Origin of the sequence: Legionella genomosp. 1 (assembly GCF_900640215.1) — a bacterium.
In the GTDB taxonomy this organism is placed as follows: Bacteria; Pseudomonadota; Gammaproteobacteria; order Legionellales; family Legionellaceae; genus Legionella_C; species Legionella_C quinlivanii_A.
In genome coordinates, this window is the sequence record NZ_CAAAJH010000004.1 from 215,907 (window position 1) to 240,506 (window position 24,600).

Genomic DNA, 24,600 nt, shown 5'->3' on the forward strand with positions numbered 1-24,600 from the left:
CTATAATATTAAAAAGCACTTATTTATATAAAATAAAAATAAATGTTATATATCATATAGATATTTAACATATTAAATAATTTAATGTAATGTTTTTGATATAAAATTTATTACATAGGTTAATCATGAAATCAACGAGTGACAGCATTTTAAGACGAATCAGAGCGAAACAACGCGGTTGGGTTTTCACGCCTAAAGATTTTCTTGATATAGCGCCTCGCAATACAGTAGGCGTGACCTTACTCAGGCTGGTTGAAAAAGGTATTATCAGAAAAATTGGGCATGGGATATATGATTTTCCTGTCAAACATTCAAAACTCGGAACTTTATCAGCAAATCCAGATGCGATAGCAAAAGCAATTGCATCAAAAAAGGGTGATACTATTCAACCCGGTGGTGCTCAATTAGCTAATCAGCTTGGCTTTGATGATCAAGTTTCAGCAACACCATCTTATATTGTTTCTGGTGTCTCCCGACAAAAAACCATAGCGAACTATCCAATAAAATTTAGTCATTCAAAATTTATGAATAATATACCTTTAAATCCCAATGTGATTAAGGTACTTAATGCATTAAACCATATTGGAAAGAATCATATTACAGAAGACATGGTGCAGAAAAGTAAAAAAATATTGTCTCAAAGAGACAAAGCACAACTTAAAAAAATATTGAATCAGTTACCAGACTGGATGATTTACGTAGTTTTAAAAATCCTAGGAAAATAATAATGCAAGATCTATTGGAATTTAGTCCCAAAGAGCGCCAGCAAGCTTTTGAAGAAGCCACTGCTCGTTCCACAACAATTAAGAACCCAATTATAATTGAGAAGGATTTTTGGGTATGCTGGACTCTGGAACAAATTTTCTCAAATGAAGACCTATCTCCTCATGTGATTTTTAAAGGAGGGACTTCACTTTCAAAATGTTACAACATAATTGAACGCTTTTCAGAAGATATTGATTTAACATTCAGCAAAGAATATATGGGCATAGACGATGAAAATGATCCTGCAAGTTGTAATACACGCAAACAGCGAGATAAACGGCTGGAAGAGTTAAGCAAGAAAGTCAAAAATAAAATTAGCGAAGAGATAAAGCCCATATTACAAAATGAGTTTAGCAAGAGTCTTTCCGCATATTTTGATGATTCAGAGTGGCGATTGGAGCCAGATGAAGATGATGACCAAAGTCTGATTTTTCATTACCCAAATAGCGTTCCTAAAAAAGATAATGACTATATTCAATCAGCCATAAAGCTGGAGTTCGGCGCCCGAGGAGGTATGAGTCCGTGTGAAAATAAAAGTGTTACTTCTTATTGTCACCAAGCACTACCAGAACTTGGAAGCAAAGCGCCAGAAATTACCGTTCGTACTTTATTGGCTAAACGTACTTATTGGGAAAAGATCACGTTACTACACGCGGAATACCACCGTTCTCCAGACAAACTACTCCCTTATCGGCTCTTTAGACATTATTACGATATTGTTATGTTAGATCATAAAAATCTAACCCAAGAAGCATTACAGGATATTGCATTGCTAGAGGATGTTAGAAACAATAAATCAATTTACTTCCCTGCAAAATGGGCGAATTATGATGAGGCAGTCATTGGCTCTTTGCGTTTATATCCTAGTAAACTATTTATGGAGCAATTAAAAGCAGATCATAGCAAGATGGTTGATATGTTTTTTGGTACAGCCCCCGATTTGGATGAAACCTTGGAACATATAAAACGAATTGAGAAAATAGTTAACAAAACAGAGTAGTATAAAATAAGAAAGAAATATTCTCTAAAAAAGAAGGAAATACCATGAATACTAAAGTTGAACCCATATTCCTGTATGAAGCACTTGGTTTTCCTATTGAATTAGAAAATGTAGAAATGATTAAGATCAACGACGAATGGCTGCCTAAAATTGACGTTCAGTCTATTGCCGATGAAATAATAAAAAACTAGCTACTCAAAAAGAACGATTAACTGGCAATCAAGTTAAATTCATTCGCTCATATTTTTCCATGCCCCTGCGTAAATTTGGTGAAGCTGTGGTTCATGAATCACACACCGCTGTCAGTAAATGGGAAAAATTTGGGGATGAGATAACCAATATCAATGAAAATACCGAACAAGTATTACGACTCTATATTATCGAACAAACACAAACTAAGACCATCCGAAAAGAATAATTTTTATTCAGCCCTCTAAAAAGCCGGCATTTTATTAATGACAAATACAAAAAGTCAAAATGTATTCAATTAAATCTATATAAATAACAGTATCCTCAACACTCCAGGGTTACGGCTAGAGTCGCGGCCAGAGTCGCGGCTAGAGTGAAATCATATTGGGTTAATATTCAAACCAAAAGTAAATCACAAATGGTTACAATTTATAACCGGTTGAAAAAGATAAACCGGTGACAAATTGTCACCAGTTAAAAATTAACTTCATATACGTTCAATAAATAAATAACAACTACAGAAAACCTTTGACAAAGAACCTGATTTAAACAATTATCCTCAATAGATAGCCATTAAACTAAACTTTCACCACAATTTTTTTACTCCCCAAATCAATGAGCCTAAATCCGTCCAAAACAAGGCCGACCTTAACCCGACACATCAACCCGGCACAAACCCGACGTAGGATGATTCAGGACTAGCAAGGAGAAAAAGCCTGTCGAATCTAAAAACCCGACAAAGCAAAACTCTCCAGGCCGACCCACCTCATAACTCCAAAATCTGTTTTTTATGTTTTTACGCGCGCGAAGAAAAAATTTTTAAACAATTTTGAACAAAAATAACCGATTACCAATGCAAAAACTTCTCAGTAAAAAAATAAGGTTCATTGAATATCATTTGCTATCAAACCCATTTCCCCTATTGACACTCTCAACCAATTTCCTAGAATGAATCAAGTTTAATGCATCTTGGTTATCTAAAATATCATCAATGGATAGCGTTTGATATCAATTGAAATAAAAATACAGGGTTAAAACAGGAGTAAAAATGGATTTCTTATTCGTCACCACATACGAACTGGACGCACTCCACAGCGAAATCCCTCTCATGCAAAGAGTAGTCTACCTCATGGGCATCCGCCCCTACATGGACAGAAAGACCTTCATGGTCGGTATCAAACGCAAAATCAGTTACCAATCACTGAGAGAAACACTGTATGTCGCACCAATCAAAGGCGTAAAGACAGGCTGTCCTAGTCACCAGCAAATGAAACGTGTAATTAAATCTCTGGCACGCCAAGGCATCATAGAAATTCGCTCAACGACCAAAAACCTCATTGTGAAATGCCTTCTGGCTAACCCACATGAGCCGATAGAGCTTGAAAATAAATCTCAGCCTGAAGCAAATCCATCAACCCAAGCAGAACAGAATCAATCATTACCATCAAAAAATTTGAAATCAATCAAACCCAGAAAATCAGCTTACTCAAAATCAGACTTCAATGTTCTGCCCAGCAGTAACCTAAAAGATCTATACCAAAAATTTGAACAATTTTGGTATCTCTATCCCTTACGTAGCTATAAATCCGAAGCCTGGAAGCAATTTCAGCAAATTAATCCTGATGAGAAACTTTTTGCACAGATGATGGATGGATTACAAGAACAGTTAGTCAAAGTTAATCGGTCAGGAGCTTATTGGCCTTATCCTGCAGGCTGGTTGGGTCAAAAAAGTTGGCGGAATAATGTCTAATATCACATCGTATAATTCATATGTAACCCACATGCAAAACAATCTACTTACCAATCAAAAGACTTATCCCTTAATTGGTCTAAAAGATAATTATCCTCAGCATCTGTACAATTGTTCTGAGCATAATAATCATAGAAAACAATAAACCTTTTTAGATCTATTGAACCGAGCGACTGTGAAGTAGTGCGCTTAAATTCTATTGTCTTATAATAAGCCCAAACAAAACTATTCCAATAAACTGAATAACATTTAATATCTAATGAAGTAAGTTCTCGGCAGAGAATATTGGCCACATCATTCGGAGATGGATCAATTATAATAACTTGTGTTTTATTTTTTTGAAGATATTCACGTATTAAATCATAAGTATATACATCATAAATTTCATAGAAATTTTTCTTAAAAAATGAATAACCAACTATAACAAGGTTTTTAAAATTATTGACCTTAAGAGTATCAGAAAGAAGTTTATAGCTATCTCGCTTTGTTAATAAACTCTCACTTTCTCTTGTTGCAAAGTATAAATCCTTGAAAAAATATTTCCTTAAATCTAAGTCTAATGAAAATGAGAGATACTTCATGATAATTTTTTTTTGTTTAGGTGTAATAGTTCCATGCAAAGTTATTACGTTTAATTTTTTAACAAAAAATTCAGCTAAATTATCATGATTTAAATTAATGATTATTGAGGCTGGATTAAGATAATTAAGTATTTGATATTCAGGACAAAACTCTGGGCATTCATCTAATGTATAATTTTTAGCACATATATATTCAATAAACTGAGGGTTGGCGTGAATAATTCTTTCTAAATAATCCTGCATATTTTTGTTATCAATAATCAATTTACCATCTATGGGATTATACTTAATGAATTTGCTACCTATTATTTTTAACCTAATTTTTTCCTCCTCCGTAATATCATACTCATCATTTACTAATGGATAAGAAAAAAATTTCGCTAATTCCTCTTTAGCATCGTTAATTAAATCATATCGAGGTTTTATATAGGAATGCGATACCCCTGCACCAAGAATAAATAACGATTTGAAGCGAGATATTTCTATTATTTTTTGCAGTAAATTTATCGGATCTAAGCTACATTTAAGCATTTATTTAAATTCCATTTCATTGTTATTACAAATATAGTTTAAAAATGAAACTCTCTGCATCACTGCAGACTCATCTGCAGTGACGCAGAGAAATAATCAAAAAATTCAAATTTAAAATCAACCAATTAACTACAAAAATTCAATCCCACACCACAGGATTGAACAAAATATTCCTTCAAAACCTATTGCCCCCAGATCTCACCTTTGCTAAATTTTTCATAAGCATAACTGATGAGCCTGTGCAACTCAGGCGAAACCTTCGGGTCTTATGCTAAGCCACTCTCATCCCATAACCTGTGGCTGGACGTATAGTCGGGAATCTGTAGTTCTAGGATAGGCTCCCATCGGGTAGATAAGTTAATAATCACTTCTTTATTAACCATGGATCAGCGGCAGCTGCTATTGGATTGCCGTGCGTTTTTGTATTTAAACAATAAGGAGATAAGCCACTAAAAAACCGTTGTACCACAATAATCATTAACCTTGATTTGCCCCACCATTTCGAGCCTTGCAGCGCAAGCTGAATATCCTCTTTGAGTGAATCGCTCGATTAACACTAAACCAAAGACAGGGTAAATATATTGATTGAATAAAACTATGCGCAAACACTCTTTAAGACAAATAGCGAGCCAGTATCTGGATCATAATAATAGCGGTAGCCCTCGTGGTAAAAAATATCGTCGCTTTGTTATTCTTAGGATGATTGATGATCTCTTTGTTCTTGGACTTGCACCATCCAATTGGCCTGGTTTGCCCCCTCTCCATTTGCAGCGACTGATTCAACATTGGCATAAAAAAGGTTAAACCTTCGACCCTTATGAATTACATGACCATCATCCGAAATTTCTAAACCATGTGGGTCATACTGCTGAAAATATCGATAATCTCAGCCTTGGTTTACAAACAAAGAAAACTAAGAAGAAAACTCGAAAATTCTCTGCTGATATAGTAGAGAATATCAATGACCATGTTGCCAAAATCCTTTTAGGTTTCCAACTTCATTTTAGTTTGACCTAGAGCGAAGCCATGCGCATTTTGCCTCGAGTGCATGTTCAAGAACATTAATTATTACTGACTCGAGAAATCACTTTTAATAGCAAGGATATGAAGATTCCTATTTCGCTCCGAAGCTCAAATAAAGCTTATACAGGATTTTAATCTATTAACCCAAGGGAACGGGTGTCTTATTACAACTTATGGTTATAGAGCCATCTGTTTTAGCTGGCAAAAGGTCATGAAGTCCTTAAGGCTCCCTGGAAAGAGATGCTGGCGTTATCTTTATGCCCAGCAATTAAGATCACAATTATCATCTCAAATATCCACTTACCGTTTGTCCTTACTCATCATGGATGAAATGGGCCTGAAATTCCGCACCACACTTTGGAGTTATCTCAATGAGCAATAAGCTACGCAGTGCACTTTATTCAGTACATCAACTAAGTAAGCAAATGCAGGGTTACTCCTATGCTAGTAAAGCAGATATGAAGCATATGATTAACGGCTGCATGAAAGATTTACATGAATCAGGTTTTAAAGTTGGCCATTTAAATGGTTTAAAGCCCAAGCATATTTATGTACTGGTCGAGCATTGGAAAAAGCAAGGCAAGAGTTCAGTAATTATCAAGAATTATATGTCCAAATTGCGTAAACTCGCTTATTTCTAAACGCACTTATATTCCTACCCAAAACAAAACCATATCGATTTAAACTTATGTACCGATCCACATATTCGCCTATCACTTGAAGCACAATTACTTTTTGGTTTACGTAGGGAAGAATTCATGAAACTTATAGTCAGTGAAGCATGGCATGGCGATTGTTTGCATATCAAACCCCAGTTGGACAAAAGGCGGTATCGGTCGATTGCTTAAAATTACCAATGAAGACCAAATGAAATGGCTATCAAAAGTCTGGCAACAGATAAGACGTGGTGAGTCCCTAATTCCTACGGAAAGAACCTATAAGCAGCATTTAGGTCATTATCAACAACAAGCTAAATTAATAGGCGTCTGTAAATTGCATGGTTTACGTCACGCTTATGCTCAACGTCGATACACGGAATTGACTAAAGAATTTGATTTTTTAAAGGTTGGATTAACCTGTCCAATAGCTGGTGAAAAACCTACCAAAGAACTCAACTCTGAAAAGAAGAAAATTGATAGGCGAGCGAGATCAATTATTAGTCGTGAACTTGGGCATTCTCGCTTGAATATTACTAAAACCTATCTTGGATAAATCAGAATCCATTGATCAATATGAAATTTGCGTTCATTGTCTATTATTATTTTTAGTAAATACAATACATTAAAGCTATTGATAACCCAATTGAAAGGGCCATAGTCGTTCCCATTCGAATTTGCTGAACCTCTGCTCTCGAAAAGCTAAGACTCTTAATTTTCAGAATTTTTATCACTAATTTGAATATTCTTGAGGAAACAAAATTAACGATTGGATAAAGAAAAAAGGTAACTGTTACTGAAATTAGGGTTATTCGTCCTCGAACATATTCTAAAGCAAGCTGAGACATAAAATTATCTTGGATCGGGTGATTAATAAACTTTGAATAGTAAAAAACTAATATACAACCTAAAGCTAAAATACAATAAAGCAATATCATAGTAACAAAATAATATGTCCAGTTAGACAAAAATACTCTCTCATTAATCTGCTCTCCGAGTGATTGTTTATGTGGATTAAGAATATTAATTTCTGAACTAATCTTTAATAGATGTTGACTAGATTTTTGTCCATCCAACATTTTGTCTAGCCACTTGGCAAATACAACGCTAATTAACGCAACGAAAATTTGTTGAATCATTTCTAACATAAACGTTCCATGTTCTTTTAATGTTGTTATTGTAAAGTACACCCAGAAGCACACCTAGCAGAATTTTTATTTTTAATGGGTTTAACTAATATGATGCAACCTACTGATTTTAAAGGGGATTTGATGGTCGGGACGGAAGGATTTGAACCTTCGACCACTAGCACCCCATGCTAGTACGCTACCAGGCTGCGCTACGCCCCGAGATAGCGAATAATACTCTGATCTTTTGGAAATGACAAGATCACTTTTGGAGTTGCTGGGTAAATTCGTAGGCTTGTTTTTGCAGGTTGTTGCCGCTGCAGACGGGGCTTGCCCATTTATCCGGGCAGGGGCGGTCTCTGGCGATGGACCACATGGATAAGGTTCCGATGTTTTTGCTTATTGCAAATTCACGGAGTTTTCTGGCATTTTCCAGAGTAAATTGCTCTGAATTGATGTCGTTCACGCCAATCATTGGGGTTATTTCAATCATGGACCAGAGTTCGGATTCTGTTTTTTTGGGATAGAGAATGCGCAATTCATCTCGGAGAGAGTTTGCGGATTCGATTGCGTAATCGCCCATATCGCCTGTGTAGGCTGGGCCATAATCCATAGCCATGATATTGACGTTAAAAACCAGCTCCGTCGCTTTTGCCATTTCAATCAGTTCTTTTCCCTGACTGGTTAGCCCTTCTGGCAAGATGGGCAGTGTAAAACTGATGGTGACTTCTGGATTTTGCTGCTGAAAAATCTGTAATGCCTGAATCAGGGTAGGCACATCCGCTGTATTGTTTTCTATGTCAAAGTCCAGAGCTTTTGCATTATAAATCTCCCTGACTTTGCTTAAAATTAATTTCAACTGCTCAACGTTACAGTTCATGGATAAATCAGTGCCGGAGGCGCCGCCAAATGAAATAGTCACCTCCACATTATTCTTCATTAATTTGTCAGTTAAATGCTGGCCCCACTTCTCCGAAACAAGATAGGCGGCATGGCCGCCCCAGGCAGGCTGGCAGTGCCCTGAATCGGTGATGAATGCTAAACGAAATGATTTTAAATCCTGCTCCTTTGCAATCTTGCTTAAGTCCATTGGTTCTATTGACTGATAGGAAGGATCCCAGTAGGTGTTGATAGTCATATCGGCATAGGGGCTAAACGGCGGTTTTGCCGTAGCTTCCAGAGGATGCGCTAAAACGCTTGTTGGAAAAAATGCACTGATTAATAAGAATCTTGTTAATTTATTAATCATTATTGAACCTTTTATTATCCCTAGCTAAAGGATAGTCCATTATTTGGCCATATGATTACATGCTGTTATTCAGATTATTGGTCTCATCAAACTGCTCTGCGGTTTCATCAATACCGGCATCTACCCCAGTGGTGTAATAACCTGGAACTCCGTTACCTAGCATATTAACCATTCCATCGCCCACACAGGACTGTTGCATGAGTTCATTGGTGCCGATTTTCAGGGATTCTTTTACGGACTCAGGAGTTAGAAGTTGCAGAGGATTCAGGCAAGTATCAGGCTTTTCACCCAGTTTTATGTCTTTTGCCTTTTTCCTGGCAAGAGACTTCTCATCATCCTTATCGTCTTTTGACTTGCTGGTATATTCACGAGTAAGAATAGGACGCGTTTTTAGAATGCCCATGAGTCTTCGCCTGTACAATTATTTATTTAATTATACAATATAAGACCGGATTTGGTCTACAGAAATACAATTTACTCTGAAAATTTTTATTAAAGCAGGAAACTCGGTTAAAGATGCCGCGGACAAAGCCGCGGCAGGCAGCGATATCAGCCAAAGGCATTAATACCGGTAATATGGCGCCCCAAAACAAGAGTATGCACGTTATCTGTTCCTTCGTAGGTAAAGACGGACTCAAGATTGAGCATATGACGAATCACTGGATATTCAAGACTGATACCATTGGCTCCCAAGAGATTACGGCAGGAGCGGGCGATTTTTATCGCTTCCCGGCAGGCATTGCCTTTGGCGAGAGAAATCATCACCGGTGTTTCGCGATGCTGATCTTTTAAGCGGCCAATTTGCAAATTAAGGCATTGGGCTTTAATGATCTCGGTATACATATCCGCCAGGTCTTTCTGAACCAATTGAAATGAAGCCAATGGTTTGGCAAATTGTTTGCGTTCGAGCAGATAATCCCGGGTCGCATCGAAGCAGGCCATTGCAGCGCCCATTGCTCCCCATGCGATGCCGTACCGCGCCTGGCTTAAACAGCTTAGTGGAGCGCCAAGACCTTTAGTGCTGCCCGGCAGATAATTTTCATCCGGCACAAAGACGTCTTCAAATACCAGCTCGCCTGTCAGAGAAGCGCGCAACGACATTTTATGTTTTACTTCCGGTGCTGAAAAACCCTTGGATTTTGCGTCAACAATAAAGCCGCGGATCCCTTCTTCGGTTTTAGCCCAGACAATAGCGATGTCGGCAATAGGCGCATTGGTAATCCACATTTTAGAACCATTTAAACGCCAGCCGCCCTCTACTTTTTTAGCGTAGGTACGCATACTGGCAGGATCAGATCCTGAGTCTGGCTCAGTCAGCCCAAAACAGCCAATGATTTCCCCTCTGGCCATGCCGGGTAAATAACGCAGCCTTTGCTCTTCTGAGCCATAGCGAAAAATAGGATACATACATAAAGAGCTTTGGACAGAAACGAAGCTTCGTAAACCGCTATCCCCTTTTTCGAGCTCCTGACATACCAAACCATAGGAGACATAGGATGCCTCTGCCCCGCCGTATTCTGCAGGCAAGGTTAAACCGAGTAAGCCCAATTCCGCTGATTGCTTAATGAGTTGACGCGGAAATTCACCGTGCTCAAAGGCCTCCGCCATCAAGGGTATTACATCATGGTTTACAAAACGGGCGACACTGTCCCGAATCATTCGTTCATCATCTTGTAATTGTTCTTCAAGAAACAGCAAGTCGTCCACTTTCCTTCTCCCTTTTCACTGAATTCAAATCAAGAACCGCTTCAACAATGGATTCTTTGCTGGGCAATAGGTATTGCCATGCAGTTCCTAATGGGATGAAGCAATCTTCACCCGTAATGCGTTTTATTTTCAAACGTGATGAGGCTTCTTCCGCAAGCAAGGTGGTTAATCCTTCGCTAATGGAGGCACTGCGCCGTCCCTCATCGACAATCAGAACACGCTTTGCCTTTGCTACTTCGCGTAAAATGGCTTGTGCAGGCAAAGGGCTTAACCAGCGTAAATCGACGATCTTCACTTTGAGTTGGTATTGATCGCGTAAAATTTTGGCGGCTTGGCGTGATAAGTAGTAGCCATTGGCATAGCTAAGAATCACTGTATCCCCCTCACCGAATACACCAACCTCTCCCGCCTCAATGGTTTCATGAGCAGGCGGATACTCAAACAGCCAGCCATTATCGCCATTTTCATGCAGATCTTTAGTCATGTACAGAGCAATAGGCTCAAGGAACACCACAACACGGCCTTGTTCATGTGCCAGTTTTATGCAGGTTCTTAACATTTTAGCAGCATCAGGGCCATTTGAAGGGCAGGCCACAATCACACCGGGTAAATCCCGAAGTACAGCAATCGAGTTGTCATTATGAAAATGACCGCCAAAGCCTTTCTGATAGGCTAAACCGGCAATACGTATGACCATCGGGTTACAATATTGACCATTGGAAAAGAACGACAAGGTTGATGCCTCTCCGCGCAACTGATCTTCCGCGTTATGTAAATAGGCTAAAAACTGGATTTCCGGAACCGGAATAAAGCCATTATGGGATAAACCAATCGCTGTTCCAAGAATTGTCGTCTCATCCAGAATGGAGTCAAACACACGGCGCTGACCAAATCTTGCCTGCAAATCAGCAGTCACCCGGTATACACCGCCCTTTTTACCCACGTCCTCGCCAAAAACCAGCATATTAGGGTATTGAGCCATAAGATCAGTTAAAGCGAAATTGATATTCTGGCAAAGATTTCGTTTTAGACTCAGCTGGTTATAAGCACTGCCAAACGCTTTGATTCGGGCAGCATCGTCTGGCACGGGATAAGGAGTAGCTGATGTGGGCTTGGGGATAATCGAGGACATGACTTCAGCGGCGCTGCTCATGCGCGGCAAACGAACAGCTTCCATTGCCTTCGCTTCAATCAGCGACTTGTTATCAAGGTATAACTCAGCCATTGATTCCAGGCTCATCCAGTCCTGTTCATGTAATATTCTTGCAGTATGAAGCAGGGGATCATTGGCTTCTATCCGTTCAATCTCAGCCTGACTGTGATATTGCGACTCAATATCGGAACCCGCATGGCCCAAGAGGCGTACGCATTTCATATGCAGGAAAACCGGCTGCTTTTTCTGCCTTGCTATTTGTTGAGCTTCCTGCGCCTTCAGAAAGGTATCCGCTATATTCAATCCATCACAACTCAGATAATGAATTGCCGGGCGGTTTTTAATAGAGGATCCAATCCAATGATTGGGCGTGGGCACGGAAATACCAATTCCATTATCTTCACAAATAAAAACCAGGGGGAGCGGATAACCCTGACTGGCAATCCAGGAGCAGGCGTTTAAGGTGGTTTGTGAAGACGCGTGATTGGTAGATGCGTCTCCAAATGAGCAAAGGACAATGGAGTCAGCCGGTAGGCGCGATTCAATGCCCAGCTCTCTGGCACGAGTGATGGAAATTGCCGCGCCCAGCGCTTTGGGCAAGTGTGAGGCGATTGTTGAGGTTTGCGGGGGAATAGATAAAGGCACGCTGCCAAACACCTTATGCCGGCCTCCGGCAATCGGCTCTTCTGCAGCCGCCACCAGAGAGAGCAGGATATCGCGAACCCCGTCACAGCCTGCGACCTGTTTAGCCCGCTGAAGATAAAACCCTCCGCTTCTGTAATGAAGAAATGCCATATCAGCAGAACGAAAGACTTGTCCGAAAACGGCATTACCTTCATGGCCGCTACTGCCAATCGTATAAAAAGATAAACCTTTTTCTTTCAGTTGGCGGGCGATTAAATCAAGCAGGCGCGATTTAATCTGCGAATCAAATAACTCAATGGCCAGTTTTTTATCGAGTCCAGCCTGCCCAGGTTGCGTATTACTTAACGCCGCCGGGAAATCAGCAGCCTTTATTTTTTTAAGGAACTGCTCATCCACTACACTTGCTCTATCCAGCATCATCACACCCTGTCAATTAGTTCCAATCCTTTCATGAACCATCAAGCATGCTCAATGAAAATCTGCGTATAAGCTACGTGAAAAAAGCGGTAATAGCCAGATCTTGCGTTATAAAAAGTGTATACTCTTATAAGAATTGCAGTAAATGTGCAGGGCTTATCCTTGGGGGTTACTATCATTTAGTTAAGCTTAGTTGTATATTTAATGTCTTCCACGCGAAGGCGGGGATCCATCTCTGGGCTAGCTACAATGGCAGTTGAGGAATGGATTCCCGCCTTTGCGGGAAGGACAAAATTCCTTAACTCAATGGCAGTGATCCTTGGAGTGAGTGCCTGCGGCCCTAAGGAAGAACAAGATGGCCACGGAATTGGTTATTGCCCAAAACCTGCGTTTAAATCCTGTTTCCAGCGAACCTCGTCTTGGCAGAAGTCAGGAGCTTTATATCGGGCAGCTTTTAAGAGCCGTCGTGAACTTTCAAAATGCGAATGAAGTCAGCATCAATATCAATGGGCAGAACATCAATGCCAAAACTTCTCATCATTTTACACCAGGCGAATTACTGGAGATCAAAGTCGCTAAAACAGGGGAATCTACCGTTTTACAAGTCATTAAAGACCCTGTTCCCTTAAACACCTTAAATCAGGCCTTATTACATTACTTGCCGCGGCAACTGCCAGCCACCCAGTTAATGCCCCTGCTTAGCGTTATGCAGAATCAGGAAAATCTTCCTGAACCACTTAGAACGCAAGCACAGCAATTGCTGCAAAGTATCGTTCCCTTAAACGATCTGCCGCAGAAATTTCAGCAGGCCTTGGTACAAAGCGGTTATTTTCTGGAAGCTTCCCTGCTTAATTTTAATAAGCAATCGAATCTGGGAAATGACTTTAAAGGCCAATGCCTGCAATTGCTGGCGGCCATTCAGAAAAATTATCCTGATAACAGCAGCGTTATCACAATAGCCGGCGATCACTCGGTTCAAAAAGAAAATCTGCCTCTGCCTGGTGTTTTGCCGCAGCCCTATGCCAGACCTTCTCCGATGGCCGATTTAGCCATTGATGAATTGCTGCCGCTGGTGCGTGACCACCTGGAACACGTACTGGCACGAATTACGGCGGGCCAGCTCACTCACTTACTCCACACCAACAACATCCCTTACAGTGTAATGGTTGATTTGCCCGTCAATACTAGCCAGCAAGCCGATATTATCCCGCTTTTAATTAAAGAAGAACCTGAACGGAATGCCCAGGAAAGTAACTGGTCTATTCGCTTTGCAGTCAATTTGGAACATTTAGGTGCCATACAAGCTAAATTAACTTTGCAGGGAGATGCTCTGGATGTCCAGTTAAACAGCGAAATCGCCTCTACACTGGAGATACTGCAGGAAAATGCAGCGGACTTTAGTGAATTATTGAAAGAAGCCGGATTAAACTTACGCAGTTGGCATTTGCGCCAAGGACTTGAAGAAAATCAGCTGGATACGGCCAATCTTAAATTATTGGATATTAAAGTATGATTAAAAAGAACAGGCAAGCAGTTGCTCTGCATTATGACGGGAAAAAAGCACCACGTGTAACCGCCAAGGGGGAAGGCGAAATTGCCGAGCGAATTATTCAGGTGGCAAAACAGCATGGCATTCCTCTCCAGGAAAATAAGGAATTGACTGCCTTGCTTGCACAGGTGCAACTGGATAGTGAAATACCGCCAAAGCTTTATGTCGCTGTCGCACAACTATTGGCATTTCTTTATTTTTTGAATGGCAAAACACCTAAAGACTATCATCCCTGATGAAGACGAAGCCATCTTTTCAGGATTTAGTCTGATAGAATTCTTCAATCGTGCAATGCACCGATCCAAAGGCATAATGCAAACTGCTGTACGGAACTTCAATAATGTCCATTCTGTTTTCAGTCAAACTTAAAATAGCATCCCTGGTCTTTTCACTGAGGGAAAAAAAGTGATCATAAACAGCAAACTCACTCTCTCTTTCTGTTGCACCAGCGCTGCCATTTACAAACATTTTATACCGAGAATCAGCATTACTTTTAAGAATAAGTCCATTCGCTCCATAGGCAATTGCCTCAGGAGTGCTTAACAGAATAATTTTCTCAGGATCGTAGAGCTTGCGCAGATATGCACGATGGTAATCACTGATAGTTTGTGTGTGTTTTATCAATAATGGCAAACCCTGTTTATTTTTCAGTAAACGCGCCTGTTTATCTCTGATATATTCACCTTCGTAAAGTAAAAGCACATCATTGGGCAAAGGGGTCAGGCAGCAGTCCAGATGAAAAAATTCTTTGCGTAATAATTGGATGGGAATGACCTGTTCATCTATTATTTGGCTGATTACGGCATATGCTTTCTTTTCAGTCCTTTGTCCATAGCCTAAAAAATACAAAGCACGATCGGGCGCTTTAAGAAAATCCCCGCCCTCGAAATAAATCCCCTGCTCATCTGACGGTGAAAGCGGCTGAATCCTTGCACCCAGCTTCTCGGCTTGTTTTATAGGCGTCTTTTCCTCACCCTGTCTTGAATCTTTTCTGAAATAACCCGGAATAAAAAATAGCGCTTCCTTGCTGGAGTAATAGTGGCCTGTATCGGTAAGGAAGACCTGATAAGGATAATAATACGTTTTATTATTCTCAATATAAGTGTCTTCATCAACTGCATATACTTCAATGCCTTGAGCTTCTATTTGCTGTTTTAAATGACTCATTTCTTCGTATACTAATGCCGCCCTTAGTCTTCTTATTTTTTCATCAAAGCCGATGTCTTCTTTTTCAAACTCTTCCTCGCTCTTGTAGCCAAATTTATTGGTTAACCGGATAAGGGCGGCATTAGGAGCTTCAGAAAAAGGAAAATCATCAATAGGCATGATTTGTTACATTTTTTGTATAAATATTATTATATTAGTACAAAACAAATCCTTTCCATAGTTTTGTGAGGATAAGCTTATGTGTGTAATTTGTCATTAATTGGCAAAGATTAAACAAGTAAACTACAATTAAATCAATAACAAAGACAAGAGGCCAATCATGCGATGGATAGCCCTGCTTCCTACAATTCTTCTTCTGGCAGCCTGCTGTAACACGAATCGAGAAGTCATTGAATACCGTCAGGTCCTTGCCACGCCACCTTGCTATACCTCCGCATTTGTGGATGAGGAGCCAGTGGATGTCACTACAACAACGGTGCAATATTTTTAGGGAGGTTTTTATGACTCGTCACACATCTAGCCCACAACCGCAGGCGGTAGAGAGGAAAGACAAAGCGGTCAATAAAGAACCGCCTTCCAATTTGCAGGGCACAAAGCCTGATAAATTACCCAAAGAGAAACGCTTTAACCGATGAAGCAGCGTTTCGACATTCTCAAACAGGTTGGATCTTTGCCCGAATCAAGGAAATGTCGGGCGCTTCGCCCATAGCCGTCAGGCTTAGAATATCTGATCCCCTCTCCACCGCGCGCAGCGGGGGAGAGGGTTAGGGAGAGGGGGCTATAAACAAGGTCGCGTAGCGATTCATTAATCATATTTCTGTGGTTATGGTTTATTGCCACAATAAAATGGAATCACTAACGTGATAAATTTTTTAACCCCCCTCACCCTACCCTCTCCCCCCACGCTGCGCGCGGTGGAGAGGGGATAACAATACTTCTTAGCCTCACGGCTATGAGCGAAACGCCCGACCTACGCTGTTGAGTCGCTTATTATAGTAAATGAAGCTCCTGATCTCTGGCTGCAGTGTAACTGGCAAAATCATTGCTAAACTCTTCCACCATAACTTTTGCCACTTTGTGTGCTTGCATTGACGAGGCATTTTTTTGCACCAGGCGATCGACATAGCCGCTTTCGGCAATATTGGTATTGAAATCAAAAAAGCCTAGTTTTCCACCCTGATGATCTGTTTTTTCCAATTTGGAAGGGCCTCCCTGATCAGCATGGCTATGATAACAGGCGCCGCCATACGGTATGGAGCAATTGTAGGCAATATCCAGCTGTTTCTGCACTTCTTTCATCGGGACCGCTTCATTAACATAAGCTTTTAGACTGGCAAGCAATTCTTCCTTTGGTTTACTGGAATGCTCAACAGGCTCCGCCATACTCCATAATAATGCCACCCGCCCGGCAACCGCCTGGTATCGCTCATTCGCACTTTTACAGCCCGCCATTGAGGTCGGCTCAATAAAGATAGACAGCGATTGCATCAGCATACCGAACTGCTCATTACGATAATCGCCATTAGCCAGCGCTTTAAGCAGTACCTGAGCTACCAGCACATGAAGATCATTATCGCAGGGCTGGATTACTGCGTTTTTCCATTCACCTCGCATCATTTCAAAATAACCGAGACTCTCTTTTCCAGACGAGGAATCCTTATAAAACGGACACTCCGCCATTTCTGTATTTAGATAATTGAAGTAATTGCCTTGTAAGCGTTCATGAGCCTTGGCCAGACTCTCACTCAATGAGGGCGGCAAATAGGCACGATAATGCATTAAACTTGAGATCATTGCCATTTGAGTCATTAAGGTAGCTTCTCTGGTCACATCATCAAATGCCGAAGGATCCAGTTTGAGAGTATGCTGATTAACCGGAATATTCTGCACATAGACGAGAGAATCGAGTCTGGATGCGCTCAATTGTTCCTTATTATATAAATGCGCTCCCTGCAGAATTAATCTGGCACTTTCCCGCTGCTGATTGGCTCCCGGCCCATTATCACCAATGCGCGTATACAAAGAAGTCAGCAGATTATAAACAACCGGTGAGCGGTAACCTGGGTTTTTATTGTGTAATCGAGTCACATCAACGGCCAGTTTATCAGCCACATCTCGAATTGCATCGGTCGCACCCAGCACTGCTATCGAGGGCACTCGTGCATCTACAGCCTGATGTTTGAAAGCTGCAACAGTTTCTTCCTGTGGATTATAGCGGTTACGTGCAATCGCTCGGAATGCCTGGCGGTTAGCCCCTTTCTGTTTATTGTGCGCTGTCTCTTCCGTTGCGCTAACTCGCATCACCAGTTGATTGCTGGCATCTGTATGTAAATAGTCCATAGCAGAACCTGTGGTACTGGTAAAATGATCTTTCTTTAATTCTTTTATAGCCGCCTGATAGTCCTCCAGATTATCAGCATGACTTAACTTCTCCCTCATAGCGTCACGCAGTAACTCTCGCACTTCAGAGGACAATTTCTTTCTTGTGCCATCCAGCTCTTTATTTAACTCAGCTACCACCAATGAACCCTTTCTGGCAATACTATCCCTTAGAGCCGCATGATAGCGAAGCATTACTTTCTTATTGATTTGCTCAAACAGTTGCTGCTTTTCTTCAGTTGAGAATATGGACTCATTGGCGTTTAATAAATCTTTCTGAATAAGAAGACGCTCAATTGCCCTTAAAGCAAGGGAAGCATGCATAGTCATTTCTTCCTGAAGCGGAATAATGCTTCCCTGCTCACCCTTTTCAAATAACTCTTCAAGATGTGAAGTGATGCTTTTTTCCTCAGGTAAGGGTTTGTAGGACTCATGAATAATCACGGATGGATGCACTGCCTGACCTGCGGACGCTTCAACATAGGCTAAAAACTGTCTGCGCAGGCGTGGATGAAAACTGACATCGAGATTGCAGAAGGTGGTTTCCGTAATGCGTTCAACCCCCATCGCTGCCGCCAGTTTTTCGAGACTGCCATTGGTATCATTGCCTTCAGTGATTTGGCTAATTATCTCATCCATATCTTCCTGAGTGAGATGGACTTCCAGTAACACATGTCCTTGCGTATCAAAAACAGGCAGCTCTTGTCTCTCAGCGATTGCTATTCCTTTATTGATTAAAAACTGCTGATAAATCGCTTCTGCACGCTGGCTGTTTTTTCCAAGATTATACTGACCAAGATTAGCCATTGTTTTGTAAACACTCAATTCACTTTCAACAGTGCGGCCTAGCAAAGAGCCGCGGGCTTTTATCGGGTCCATCAGGGATTGTTCAATATGATTGTTGATTACTCTGTCCAGTTTATCCTCTTTATCTAACACTAACGGCAGCTCACCATCGGTTACCATCCGTTGTTGCTCAGCAGGAGCCAGGTTCTCCCCCAGGCTGGCGATGTTAAATAATTGCGTCATTAAGCCCGCAGCCCGGGAGCGGGTGGGACCTGACCATTTGGCAAATAACCTGGGTAAATCAGCTGATGCCAGGATATCCTTAAGCATTTCCACACTGATGTCCCTTTCATTCCTGATTCGGGAGGCCAATTCGGAAAAAACATGGCTTTTATAATCATCCGGGTTTTGTTGCAAATAGGTTCGAATGGCTAACAAGGCCTTTCGTGCCTGAGCAGAGTGGACAAATGAAGCCGCTTTCTCTCCCTGACGAATTTTAATGTGATCTCGCAAACTGATTAAAATAGAATCCGAGCCGCTTTGTTCCTGTGAGCCTTTTTCTCCAGCCAAAAAGTTGGAAATTTCTTCCAGCCCGTGAGCAGCCATTACCGGATCAACCTTTTTCAAATAATCAGTTAAACTGGCTTCTAAGGCGGTGGTTTCTTCAAAACTTAGCGCATTGAGTACATCTTTTTGCGCAGACTGATTCAGTGAGAGGAAGAATCTTGGCCGTGCTTTAGTCAGAGCAGTCAGGATAGGAACATCGGTCTGAACCAACGAAATAAGTAATTGCTGATTACGCTCTGCATGCTCTTCGTCCTGCTCATCAAGAAAAGGAAGTATTTCGTTTGTTAAAGATTCAGTGAACTCCTGTTCTCTTTCTTCGCCTTGATACTGTTTATATAGCTTATTGATTAAAACAGTCAGAAATCGGGGGGCACGCTTTATCACAGTCAGGAAACTATCGCCTAAGCGGACAGTGCCATCATCCAGGCCATTTTTTAATCCAGTTTCCAGTATCTCTGTATTGACCACCTCAGGAATTCTAAGCTTCAAATCGCTTAAAAGCTGGCGCTGCAACCAGACCTGGCGGGAAAGTCGAGATGGTGATTTTAACCATGCGTCATAAGGGTGCTGGCAAATCCTGTTAAAATTAGTATCGCTAAGGCCTTCTGCGACAAGCACGGCGAGGGAGAGGTCGCGAATTGGAATACCCAGATAATAAACATAAATATCCGAGATTAACTGAGCGGCTTTACTGGAAATGGAGGGCTTTCCGCGCGAACGTTTATAAAAAAGCGCATCCCGTTCCTCTTTAGACAATTCAGAAATTTTTCTACTCAGATATTCTGCGGACAACTTGCCGCTTTTGAGCTGCACAAGAACATCGGAAAAAAATTCTTTCTTAATTTTGTTATACGCTACCACATCATCTTTGCTATCGATGTATTTTTTAATATCCTCAGCTAAAGACATTAGCTACTCCAAAAAATCTGGTTCTACTCAAATTATAGAATTTCACTTAAGGAAATATTATTATTTAGACAGCATGCATTTAATTTACACTTTTGTTACATTTATTTTGGCTGTTTTTAACCAAGAACTAACCCCCATAGGAATACTTATGTGTCGTTTTAAAGGATTACTCCTCTTTCTGGTCAATTTCCCCTGTTTCGCTCTGCCCTCAGATTTTGTGTATTTGCAGGATTCAGCTCCGGATATTATCGAGGAGCTCCGTTATGCCAACGCCTATAACTTTACGGGAAAAGTGGTGCCAGGTTATTTGAGCGGGCGCTGTATTCTGACTCGGCAAGCGGCGAATAACCTGGCAAAAATAGAAGCACAGGCGAAACATTTGGGTTATACGCTAAAAGTATATGATTGCTATCGGCCTACGAAAGCGGTTAAAGCTTTTTATAACTGGAGCCAAAATATAAAAGAGAATAGCGAGAAACCTTATTACTATCCCAGAGTGGAAAAATCCGAGCTTTTCGAGAAAGGTTATATCGCGCTTTCTTCAGGCCACAGTCGAGGCAGTACCGTTGATTTAACCCTGGTGTCTCTGTCATCACCTAACAAAAGAACCGCTCGACCAGGCACCGCTTGTTTCGGAAAGTCACGTAATTATCAGGATGATAACAGTATTAATACCGGAACACGTTTTGATTGTCTGGATCCCAGTGCTCATGTTTTTTATAAAGAGCTTAGCGCTGAGCAGAAGAAAAATCGTTTATTGCTTAGAACACTGATGATCAGGGGCGGGTTTAAACCCTATGCCAAAGAATGGTGGCATTTTACTTTAAAAAATGAACCCTTTCCAAAGACTTATTTTAATTTTTCTGTTAAATGATATATTCGAGTTGTCATTTCCGCGTGGCGTTGTTGCATGAATAGAATCAAGCAACTAACCTGTCGTCATTGCGAACGAAGTGAAGCAATCCAGATCAGAGTTTGAACAAAGCAAGAAGCTGGATTGCCTCGCTACCGCTCGCAAAGACAGTTTTTTGCGTAGGGACTGAGCAGTTAAAGCTCAGCCCCTCATATCCTAGCTAACCGCTTCTCGGATCATCCATACCCGTTGTGAATCACCAGGCAGACTGGCCGTGTCCATCCATAACAGGTTTCCTCCTATGGATGTCTTTGAAGACACGGCAATTGCAAAGGGATATTTTTTCTTCAAAGCCAGTAAGGCATTCAGTACTCTGCCGGGATCAGCCTGGGTGTCTTTCAGCAATAGTTCATTGCCGCGATAAATTACAGTCACCGCCTGCCCATTCACAGCCTGTTTAACCACTGTCTCCAGACGACGCCAGCGCGCTTGTTTGCCGCGTTGCTGTTCAGCCTGAGTTGGATTCATCTGATACTTGATTCTATTTTTTGAAGCAAACATCCGTGACCAGGAATTGTTTCCAGGCTTTTGCTGTAAAAAATAGGTACACAAAGCGTCAATCAGATAGCGGTATTTTCCAGAAATGGAAGGACTGGTGCCCGGGCGGTTATTAATATACATCGCAAATGCCAGCGTATGGCCATTCGCGGTGTACAGATAACCCGACAAACTCACAATACCGGTCATGGTGCCCGTTTTTGCCCGCACCATATCCTGCTGCTCAGGCCGTTTAAATCGCCGTTGCAATGTACCGTCACGCCCGGACACAGGTAACGCGGCAATATATTCATAGGCCAGAGGGAATCGTTCATATAGAAAACGAAGCAGATTTACGGTTTGACCTGCAGTTAACAAATCATTACGCGATAAGCCCGAACCATCGGTCAGAATTGCTTGCTGCAAGGGAATACCGGTTTGATCCTGTAAGAATTTTTTAACAGTCTGCTGTGCTTCAGGCCAATTTTGCGGAGAACCATGTAATTTATGCGCCGCATGCAGAAACAGACTGTCCGCATACAAATTATCCGAAGGTTTCAATGTATCAGCCATAAGTTGCGCAATGGGCTTGGAGGAGTCTGTGGCCAGTAACATCGCGCCGCTTGGTGTACCACCAAGAAGGACATTGCCATCCAGAATGATATTCTCTTTAGATAATTGCTGACGAACCAGACCTTTCGCATAGGCTAAAGGATTGCGGATCGCCATTTTTTGCTGGATTGCCCACTGACCGACACCAATACAACCTCTCACATTTAAATGATTTTCCTGATCCATCACAAAAGAAACACCGCAACGCGCTGATTTTTCTTTTGTTTTCACTTCATTGTTAACTATAATGCTTCCGCTATCATCATCCACTTCCACAACAGCCGGCTCTCCTGGTCTCCCGCCAGGATTGACGGTTGCTACCATGCGATTGGCATCGATCATGGTCGGGCCTAAGGGAGCGCCATAGCTATAGGCTAAATCGCTGGTCATCCAGCCAGGAGCGTAAGGATTAACTACCGCATGGCTGCTATCGATAATCACATTGCCCTGAATATGGTTAATATGCCAGTTTTTTAATACTGCAAGCAAATTGGCCAGGCGCTCGCGGCTAAACGAAGGATCACCAGACAACTTCAGATACAGAGAACCTTTGAGAACCCCGTTCTGTAACTGGGAAGCATTGGTACTTAAGGTATTGATGAAGCGGTAATCAGGGCCGAGCACCATCAGAGCCGCCGCATCGGAAAATAGCTTCATGTTACTGGCTGGCACAAACGGCTGATCCTGGTTTCGGCGGTAAAGGGTTGTTCCTGTGTTTAAATCAATAACTTCTATGCCGATATTAGTTGCCGGATCGACCTGATTAATCAGCCGGTCAGCCCCGCCTTTGATGGTGGCATGGCAGAGATCCGTAATGATCAGGCTAAGCAATGCGCACGACAAGATCCTTTTCATCGATGAGGTTCCTTAGTGATGTGATTATAAAATCAGAAAAATGTTGCTAATCATACCGCAAGCCCATGCGGTCAAGAAGACCTGCAAGCGTATCATTATTGAAAAATTTTACCTTTAACCAGCCGCCCTTTCCTTTCTCGCTGATTATTTCGACAGGCGCCCCCACCTGTTCCGATAGTTTCATCTCAAGCTGTAAGACATCACGGTCTTTAAATGAAGCGGAAACTTCTTCCTGCTGCGTTTTAAATTTTTTTATTTCCTGCTCGCTCTGTCTGACCGACCAGTCCTGCTCTATCATTTGTCTGGCTAAAAGCAACTGCTGAGCCGGCGGCAGGCCCACCAGTAAACGAGCATGGCCAAAGCTCAACTTCCCCTCTCGAAGCAACAATTGCACTTCTGAACTTAAACCAAGCAGCCGCATAATATTGGTGACATGACTACGAGACTTTCCAACCAAAATGGCGATTTCATCCTGGCGGAAATGGAACTCATCGCATAAACGACGATAGCCGCTGGCCTCTTCAATCAGATTAAGTTCCTGGCGCTGGATATTTTCGATCAGCGTCAGGGCAGCAGCCTGTTGATCGGAATATTGGCCAATCATGCAGGGTATCTGGGTTAAACCAGCCATTCTGGCTGCACGCCAGCGTCGTTCTCCGGCAATAATTTCATAGCAGTTGCTGGCTATTTCCCGGACCACCAGCGGTTCAATCAATCCCTGGGCTGCAATCGATTGCGCAAGCTCGGCCAATAAGTGCTCATCAAAATCAAGGCGCGGTTGATAACGTCCTCTTTGCAGACAATCAATAGGTAAAAGACGATAGACAGTGTCCTGAGACAGGACTGCACTAGTTTTTATCATACAGATACCATCCCAGATAAAAAATTATATGTGCAACTATCGTAATCAGCAGACCATACTGCCAGAAAATGTAGCCAAAAATCAGCGCTTGCCACAGGGATAACAATAGCATGATATAAACAAACTGGCGGCTGGCGCGGCATCCGGCGGCCAGATAAGCGGGAAGCTGGCTGATTGAAAAAAATAAGCCGCTGATGACAATGCAAGTCCACACCATCGCATCGCTCTTCTGGCCAGAAAATAACATGGCGAAATAAAGAATGACATTCAATAATCCCCAGCGGGCGAGAATTTCATCAACCACACCACCATAAAGAATACAACCATCAAGACCAATTTTCTGCCGAAACGTTTTTAAAGCAAGCAGCGTAGGCGGCTCAAGACCTCTGGCAGCCAGCCCGTAATACAGCAGAAGAAAACCCACCAGGCCAACAAGAGTCAAAATCCCAGTTGCCAATAAAGCATCCTGAATATGCCTCCAGATTTCTTTGCCGCTTAATAAGGCTGACAACAGCGGATCGCCTAATCCTGTTTTAGTGGATAAAACGGTGCCTGCCACTGCCATTAACAGTACCATAATCAGAGTTTGAATAATGACGAGACGACTCATTTTCTTCTGCACCGTTGGACTGTTATTCGGTAACAACATCGAAATCAGACGAGGTAAAGTAATAAAAATCCCCGGGAGAGCCAGAATAAATAAAAAAAGAATCATCGGCCAATACATTGTC

At 41.7% G+C, this 24,600-nt stretch carries 22 protein-coding genes, 1 tRNA gene and 1 pseudogene; 12 read left to right on the plus strand and 12 right to left on the minus strand.

Annotated features, from left to right (window positions below; all coding sequences use genetic code 11):
- Positions 1-125: 125 nt before the first annotated feature.
- From E1O89_RS06145 to E1O89_RS06160, 5 genes are all read left to right on the plus strand, one after another.
- The gene (locus E1O89_RS06145; RefSeq protein WP_133139391.1) at positions 126-725 is read left to right on the plus strand and encodes a DUF6088 family protein; all 600 of its coding nucleotides are present in this window, start codon (positions 126-128) and stop codon (positions 723-725) included.
- 2 nt (positions 726-727) lie between these two features.
- A complete protein-coding gene (locus E1O89_RS06150; protein WP_133139392.1) occupies positions 728-1,765 on the plus strand; it encodes a nucleotidyl transferase AbiEii/AbiGii toxin family protein in 1,038 nt (345 codons plus the stop codon).
- A 44-nt stretch (positions 1,766-1,809) separates the two neighbouring features.
- Positions 1,810-1,956, plus strand: a complete 147-nt coding sequence (locus E1O89_RS15640) for a hypothetical protein (RefSeq protein ID WP_262337433.1) — start codon at positions 1,810-1,812, stop codon at positions 1,954-1,956.
- A gap of 59 nt (positions 1,957-2,015) precedes the next feature.
- The gene (locus E1O89_RS15645; protein WP_262337434.1) at positions 2,016-2,183 is read left to right on the plus strand and encodes a hypothetical protein; all 168 of its coding nucleotides are present in this window, start codon (positions 2,016-2,018) and stop codon (positions 2,181-2,183) included.
- A gap of 819 nt (positions 2,184-3,002) precedes the next feature.
- Positions 3,003-3,704 carry a Vir protein gene (locus tag E1O89_RS06160; RefSeq protein ID WP_133139393.1) on the plus strand — a complete coding sequence of 234 codons (702 nt, stop codon included), beginning with the start codon at positions 3,003-3,005 and terminating at the stop codon, positions 3,702-3,704.
- A 47-nt stretch (positions 3,705-3,751) separates the two neighbouring features.
- Here the strand turns inward: E1O89_RS06160 and E1O89_RS06165 are convergent, their stop codons facing one another.
- Entirely contained in the window at positions 3,752-4,816 is a 1,065-nt protein-coding gene (locus E1O89_RS06165) for a hypothetical protein (protein ID WP_133139394.1), read from the minus strand.
- A gap of 597 nt (positions 4,817-5,413) precedes the next feature.
- Between E1O89_RS06165 and E1O89_RS15650 the strand changes: the two genes are divergently transcribed.
- Positions 5,414-5,620: a hypothetical protein gene (locus E1O89_RS15650; protein ID WP_262337435.1), complete on the plus strand. Its 207-nt coding sequence runs from the start codon at positions 5,414-5,416 to the stop codon at positions 5,618-5,620.
- A 590-nt stretch (positions 5,621-6,210) separates the two neighbouring features.
- Positions 6,211-7,051: pseudogene (locus E1O89_RS06175) on the plus strand (phage integrase N-terminal domain-containing protein).
- A 52-nt stretch (positions 7,052-7,103) separates the two neighbouring features.
- On the opposite strand, the gene E1O89_RS06180 reads toward E1O89_RS06175, so the two are convergent.
- The 6 genes from E1O89_RS06180 to E1O89_RS06205 form a co-directional block, all read right to left on the minus strand.
- Entirely contained in the window at positions 7,104-7,643 is a 540-nt protein-coding gene (locus E1O89_RS06180) for a hypothetical protein (RefSeq protein WP_133139395.1), read from the minus strand.
- 124 nt (positions 7,644-7,767) lie between these two features.
- Positions 7,768-7,844, minus strand: a tRNA-Pro gene (locus tag E1O89_RS06185).
- A 40-nt stretch (positions 7,845-7,884) separates the two neighbouring features.
- Positions 7,885-8,871 carry a chitinase gene (locus E1O89_RS06190; RefSeq protein WP_133139396.1) on the minus strand — a complete coding sequence of 329 codons (987 nt, stop codon included), beginning with the start codon at positions 8,869-8,871 and terminating at the stop codon, positions 7,885-7,887.
- A 55-nt stretch (positions 8,872-8,926) separates the two neighbouring features.
- Positions 8,927-9,274: a hypothetical protein gene (locus tag E1O89_RS06195; protein WP_133139397.1), complete on the minus strand. Its 348-nt coding sequence runs from the start codon at positions 9,272-9,274 to the stop codon at positions 8,927-8,929.
- A 146-nt stretch (positions 9,275-9,420) separates the two neighbouring features.
- Entirely contained in the window at positions 9,421-10,530 is a 1,110-nt protein-coding gene (locus E1O89_RS06200) for an acyl-CoA dehydrogenase family protein (protein WP_316043237.1), read from the minus strand.
- 25 nt (positions 10,531-10,555) lie between these two features.
- Complete coding sequence (locus tag E1O89_RS06205) at positions 10,556-12,793, minus strand: thiamine pyrophosphate-dependent enzyme (RefSeq protein ID WP_133139438.1); 2,238 nt, start codon at positions 12,791-12,793, stop codon at positions 10,556-10,558.
- Between the two features lie 355 nt (positions 12,794-13,148).
- Here E1O89_RS06205 and E1O89_RS06210 point away from each other — a divergent pair, with 355 nt between their 5' ends.
- Positions 13,149-14,306 carry a flagellar hook-length control protein FliK gene (locus E1O89_RS06210; protein WP_133139399.1) on the plus strand — a complete coding sequence of 386 codons (1,158 nt, stop codon included), beginning with the start codon at positions 13,149-13,151 and terminating at the stop codon, positions 14,304-14,306.
- The gene (locus E1O89_RS06215; protein WP_133139400.1) at positions 14,303-14,578 is read left to right on the plus strand and encodes an EscU/YscU/HrcU family type III secretion system export apparatus switch protein; all 276 of its coding nucleotides are present in this window, start codon (positions 14,303-14,305) and stop codon (positions 14,576-14,578) included. The genes E1O89_RS06210 and E1O89_RS06215 overlap by 4 nt, the downstream gene beginning before the upstream one ends.
- Before the next feature lie 19 nt (positions 14,579-14,597).
- Here the strand turns inward: E1O89_RS06215 and E1O89_RS06220 are convergent, their stop codons facing one another.
- A complete protein-coding gene (locus E1O89_RS06220) occupies positions 14,598-15,668 on the minus strand; it encodes an arginine deiminase-related protein (RefSeq protein ID WP_133139401.1) in 1,071 nt (356 codons plus the stop codon).
- Positions 15,669-15,828: 160 nt separating this feature from the next.
- Between E1O89_RS06220 and E1O89_RS15410 the strand changes: the two genes are divergently transcribed.
- Together E1O89_RS15410 and E1O89_RS15655 are read left to right on the plus strand one after the other, a co-directional pair.
- Positions 15,829-15,999, plus strand: coding sequence for a hypothetical protein (locus E1O89_RS15410; protein ID WP_165483079.1), 171 nt, complete (start codon positions 15,829-15,831; stop codon positions 15,997-15,999).
- Positions 16,000-16,009: 10 nt separating this feature from the next.
- Positions 16,010-16,144, plus strand: coding sequence for a hypothetical protein (locus E1O89_RS15655; protein ID WP_255665355.1), 135 nt, complete (start codon positions 16,010-16,012; stop codon positions 16,142-16,144).
- A gap of 355 nt (positions 16,145-16,499) precedes the next feature.
- Here the strand turns inward: E1O89_RS15655 and E1O89_RS06225 are convergent, their stop codons facing one another.
- On the minus strand, positions 16,500-20,150 hold the full coding sequence (locus E1O89_RS06225; protein ID WP_133139402.1) for a hypothetical protein: 3,651 nt from the start codon (positions 20,148-20,150) through the stop codon (positions 16,500-16,502).
- A 148-nt stretch (positions 20,151-20,298) separates the two neighbouring features.
- Between E1O89_RS06225 and E1O89_RS06230 the strand changes: the two genes are divergently transcribed.
- Positions 20,299-21,024, plus strand: coding sequence for a M15 family metallopeptidase (locus E1O89_RS06230; protein ID WP_133139403.1), 726 nt, complete (start codon positions 20,299-20,301; stop codon positions 21,022-21,024).
- A 195-nt stretch (positions 21,025-21,219) separates the two neighbouring features.
- Here the strand turns inward: E1O89_RS06230 and dacB are convergent, their stop codons facing one another.
- Genes dacB through E1O89_RS06245 form a run of 3 tightly spaced genes read right to left on the minus strand, consistent with a single transcriptional unit; the run spans position 21,220 to position 24,596 of the window.
- A complete protein-coding gene (dacB, locus tag E1O89_RS06235) occupies positions 21,220-23,007 on the minus strand; it encodes a D-alanyl-D-alanine carboxypeptidase/D-alanyl-D-alanine-endopeptidase (RefSeq protein ID WP_133139404.1) in 1,788 nt (595 codons plus the stop codon).
- Positions 23,008-23,053: 46 nt separating this feature from the next.
- On the minus strand, positions 23,054-23,869 hold the full coding sequence (locus tag E1O89_RS06240; protein WP_133139405.1) for a ParB/RepB/Spo0J family partition protein: 816 nt from the start codon (positions 23,867-23,869) through the stop codon (positions 23,054-23,056).
- A complete protein-coding gene (locus tag E1O89_RS06245) occupies positions 23,856-24,596 on the minus strand; it encodes a CPBP family glutamic-type intramembrane protease (protein WP_133139406.1) in 741 nt (246 codons plus the stop codon). The genes E1O89_RS06240 and E1O89_RS06245 overlap by 14 nt, the downstream gene beginning before the upstream one ends.
- Between the last annotated feature and the right edge of the window lie 4 nt (positions 24,597-24,600).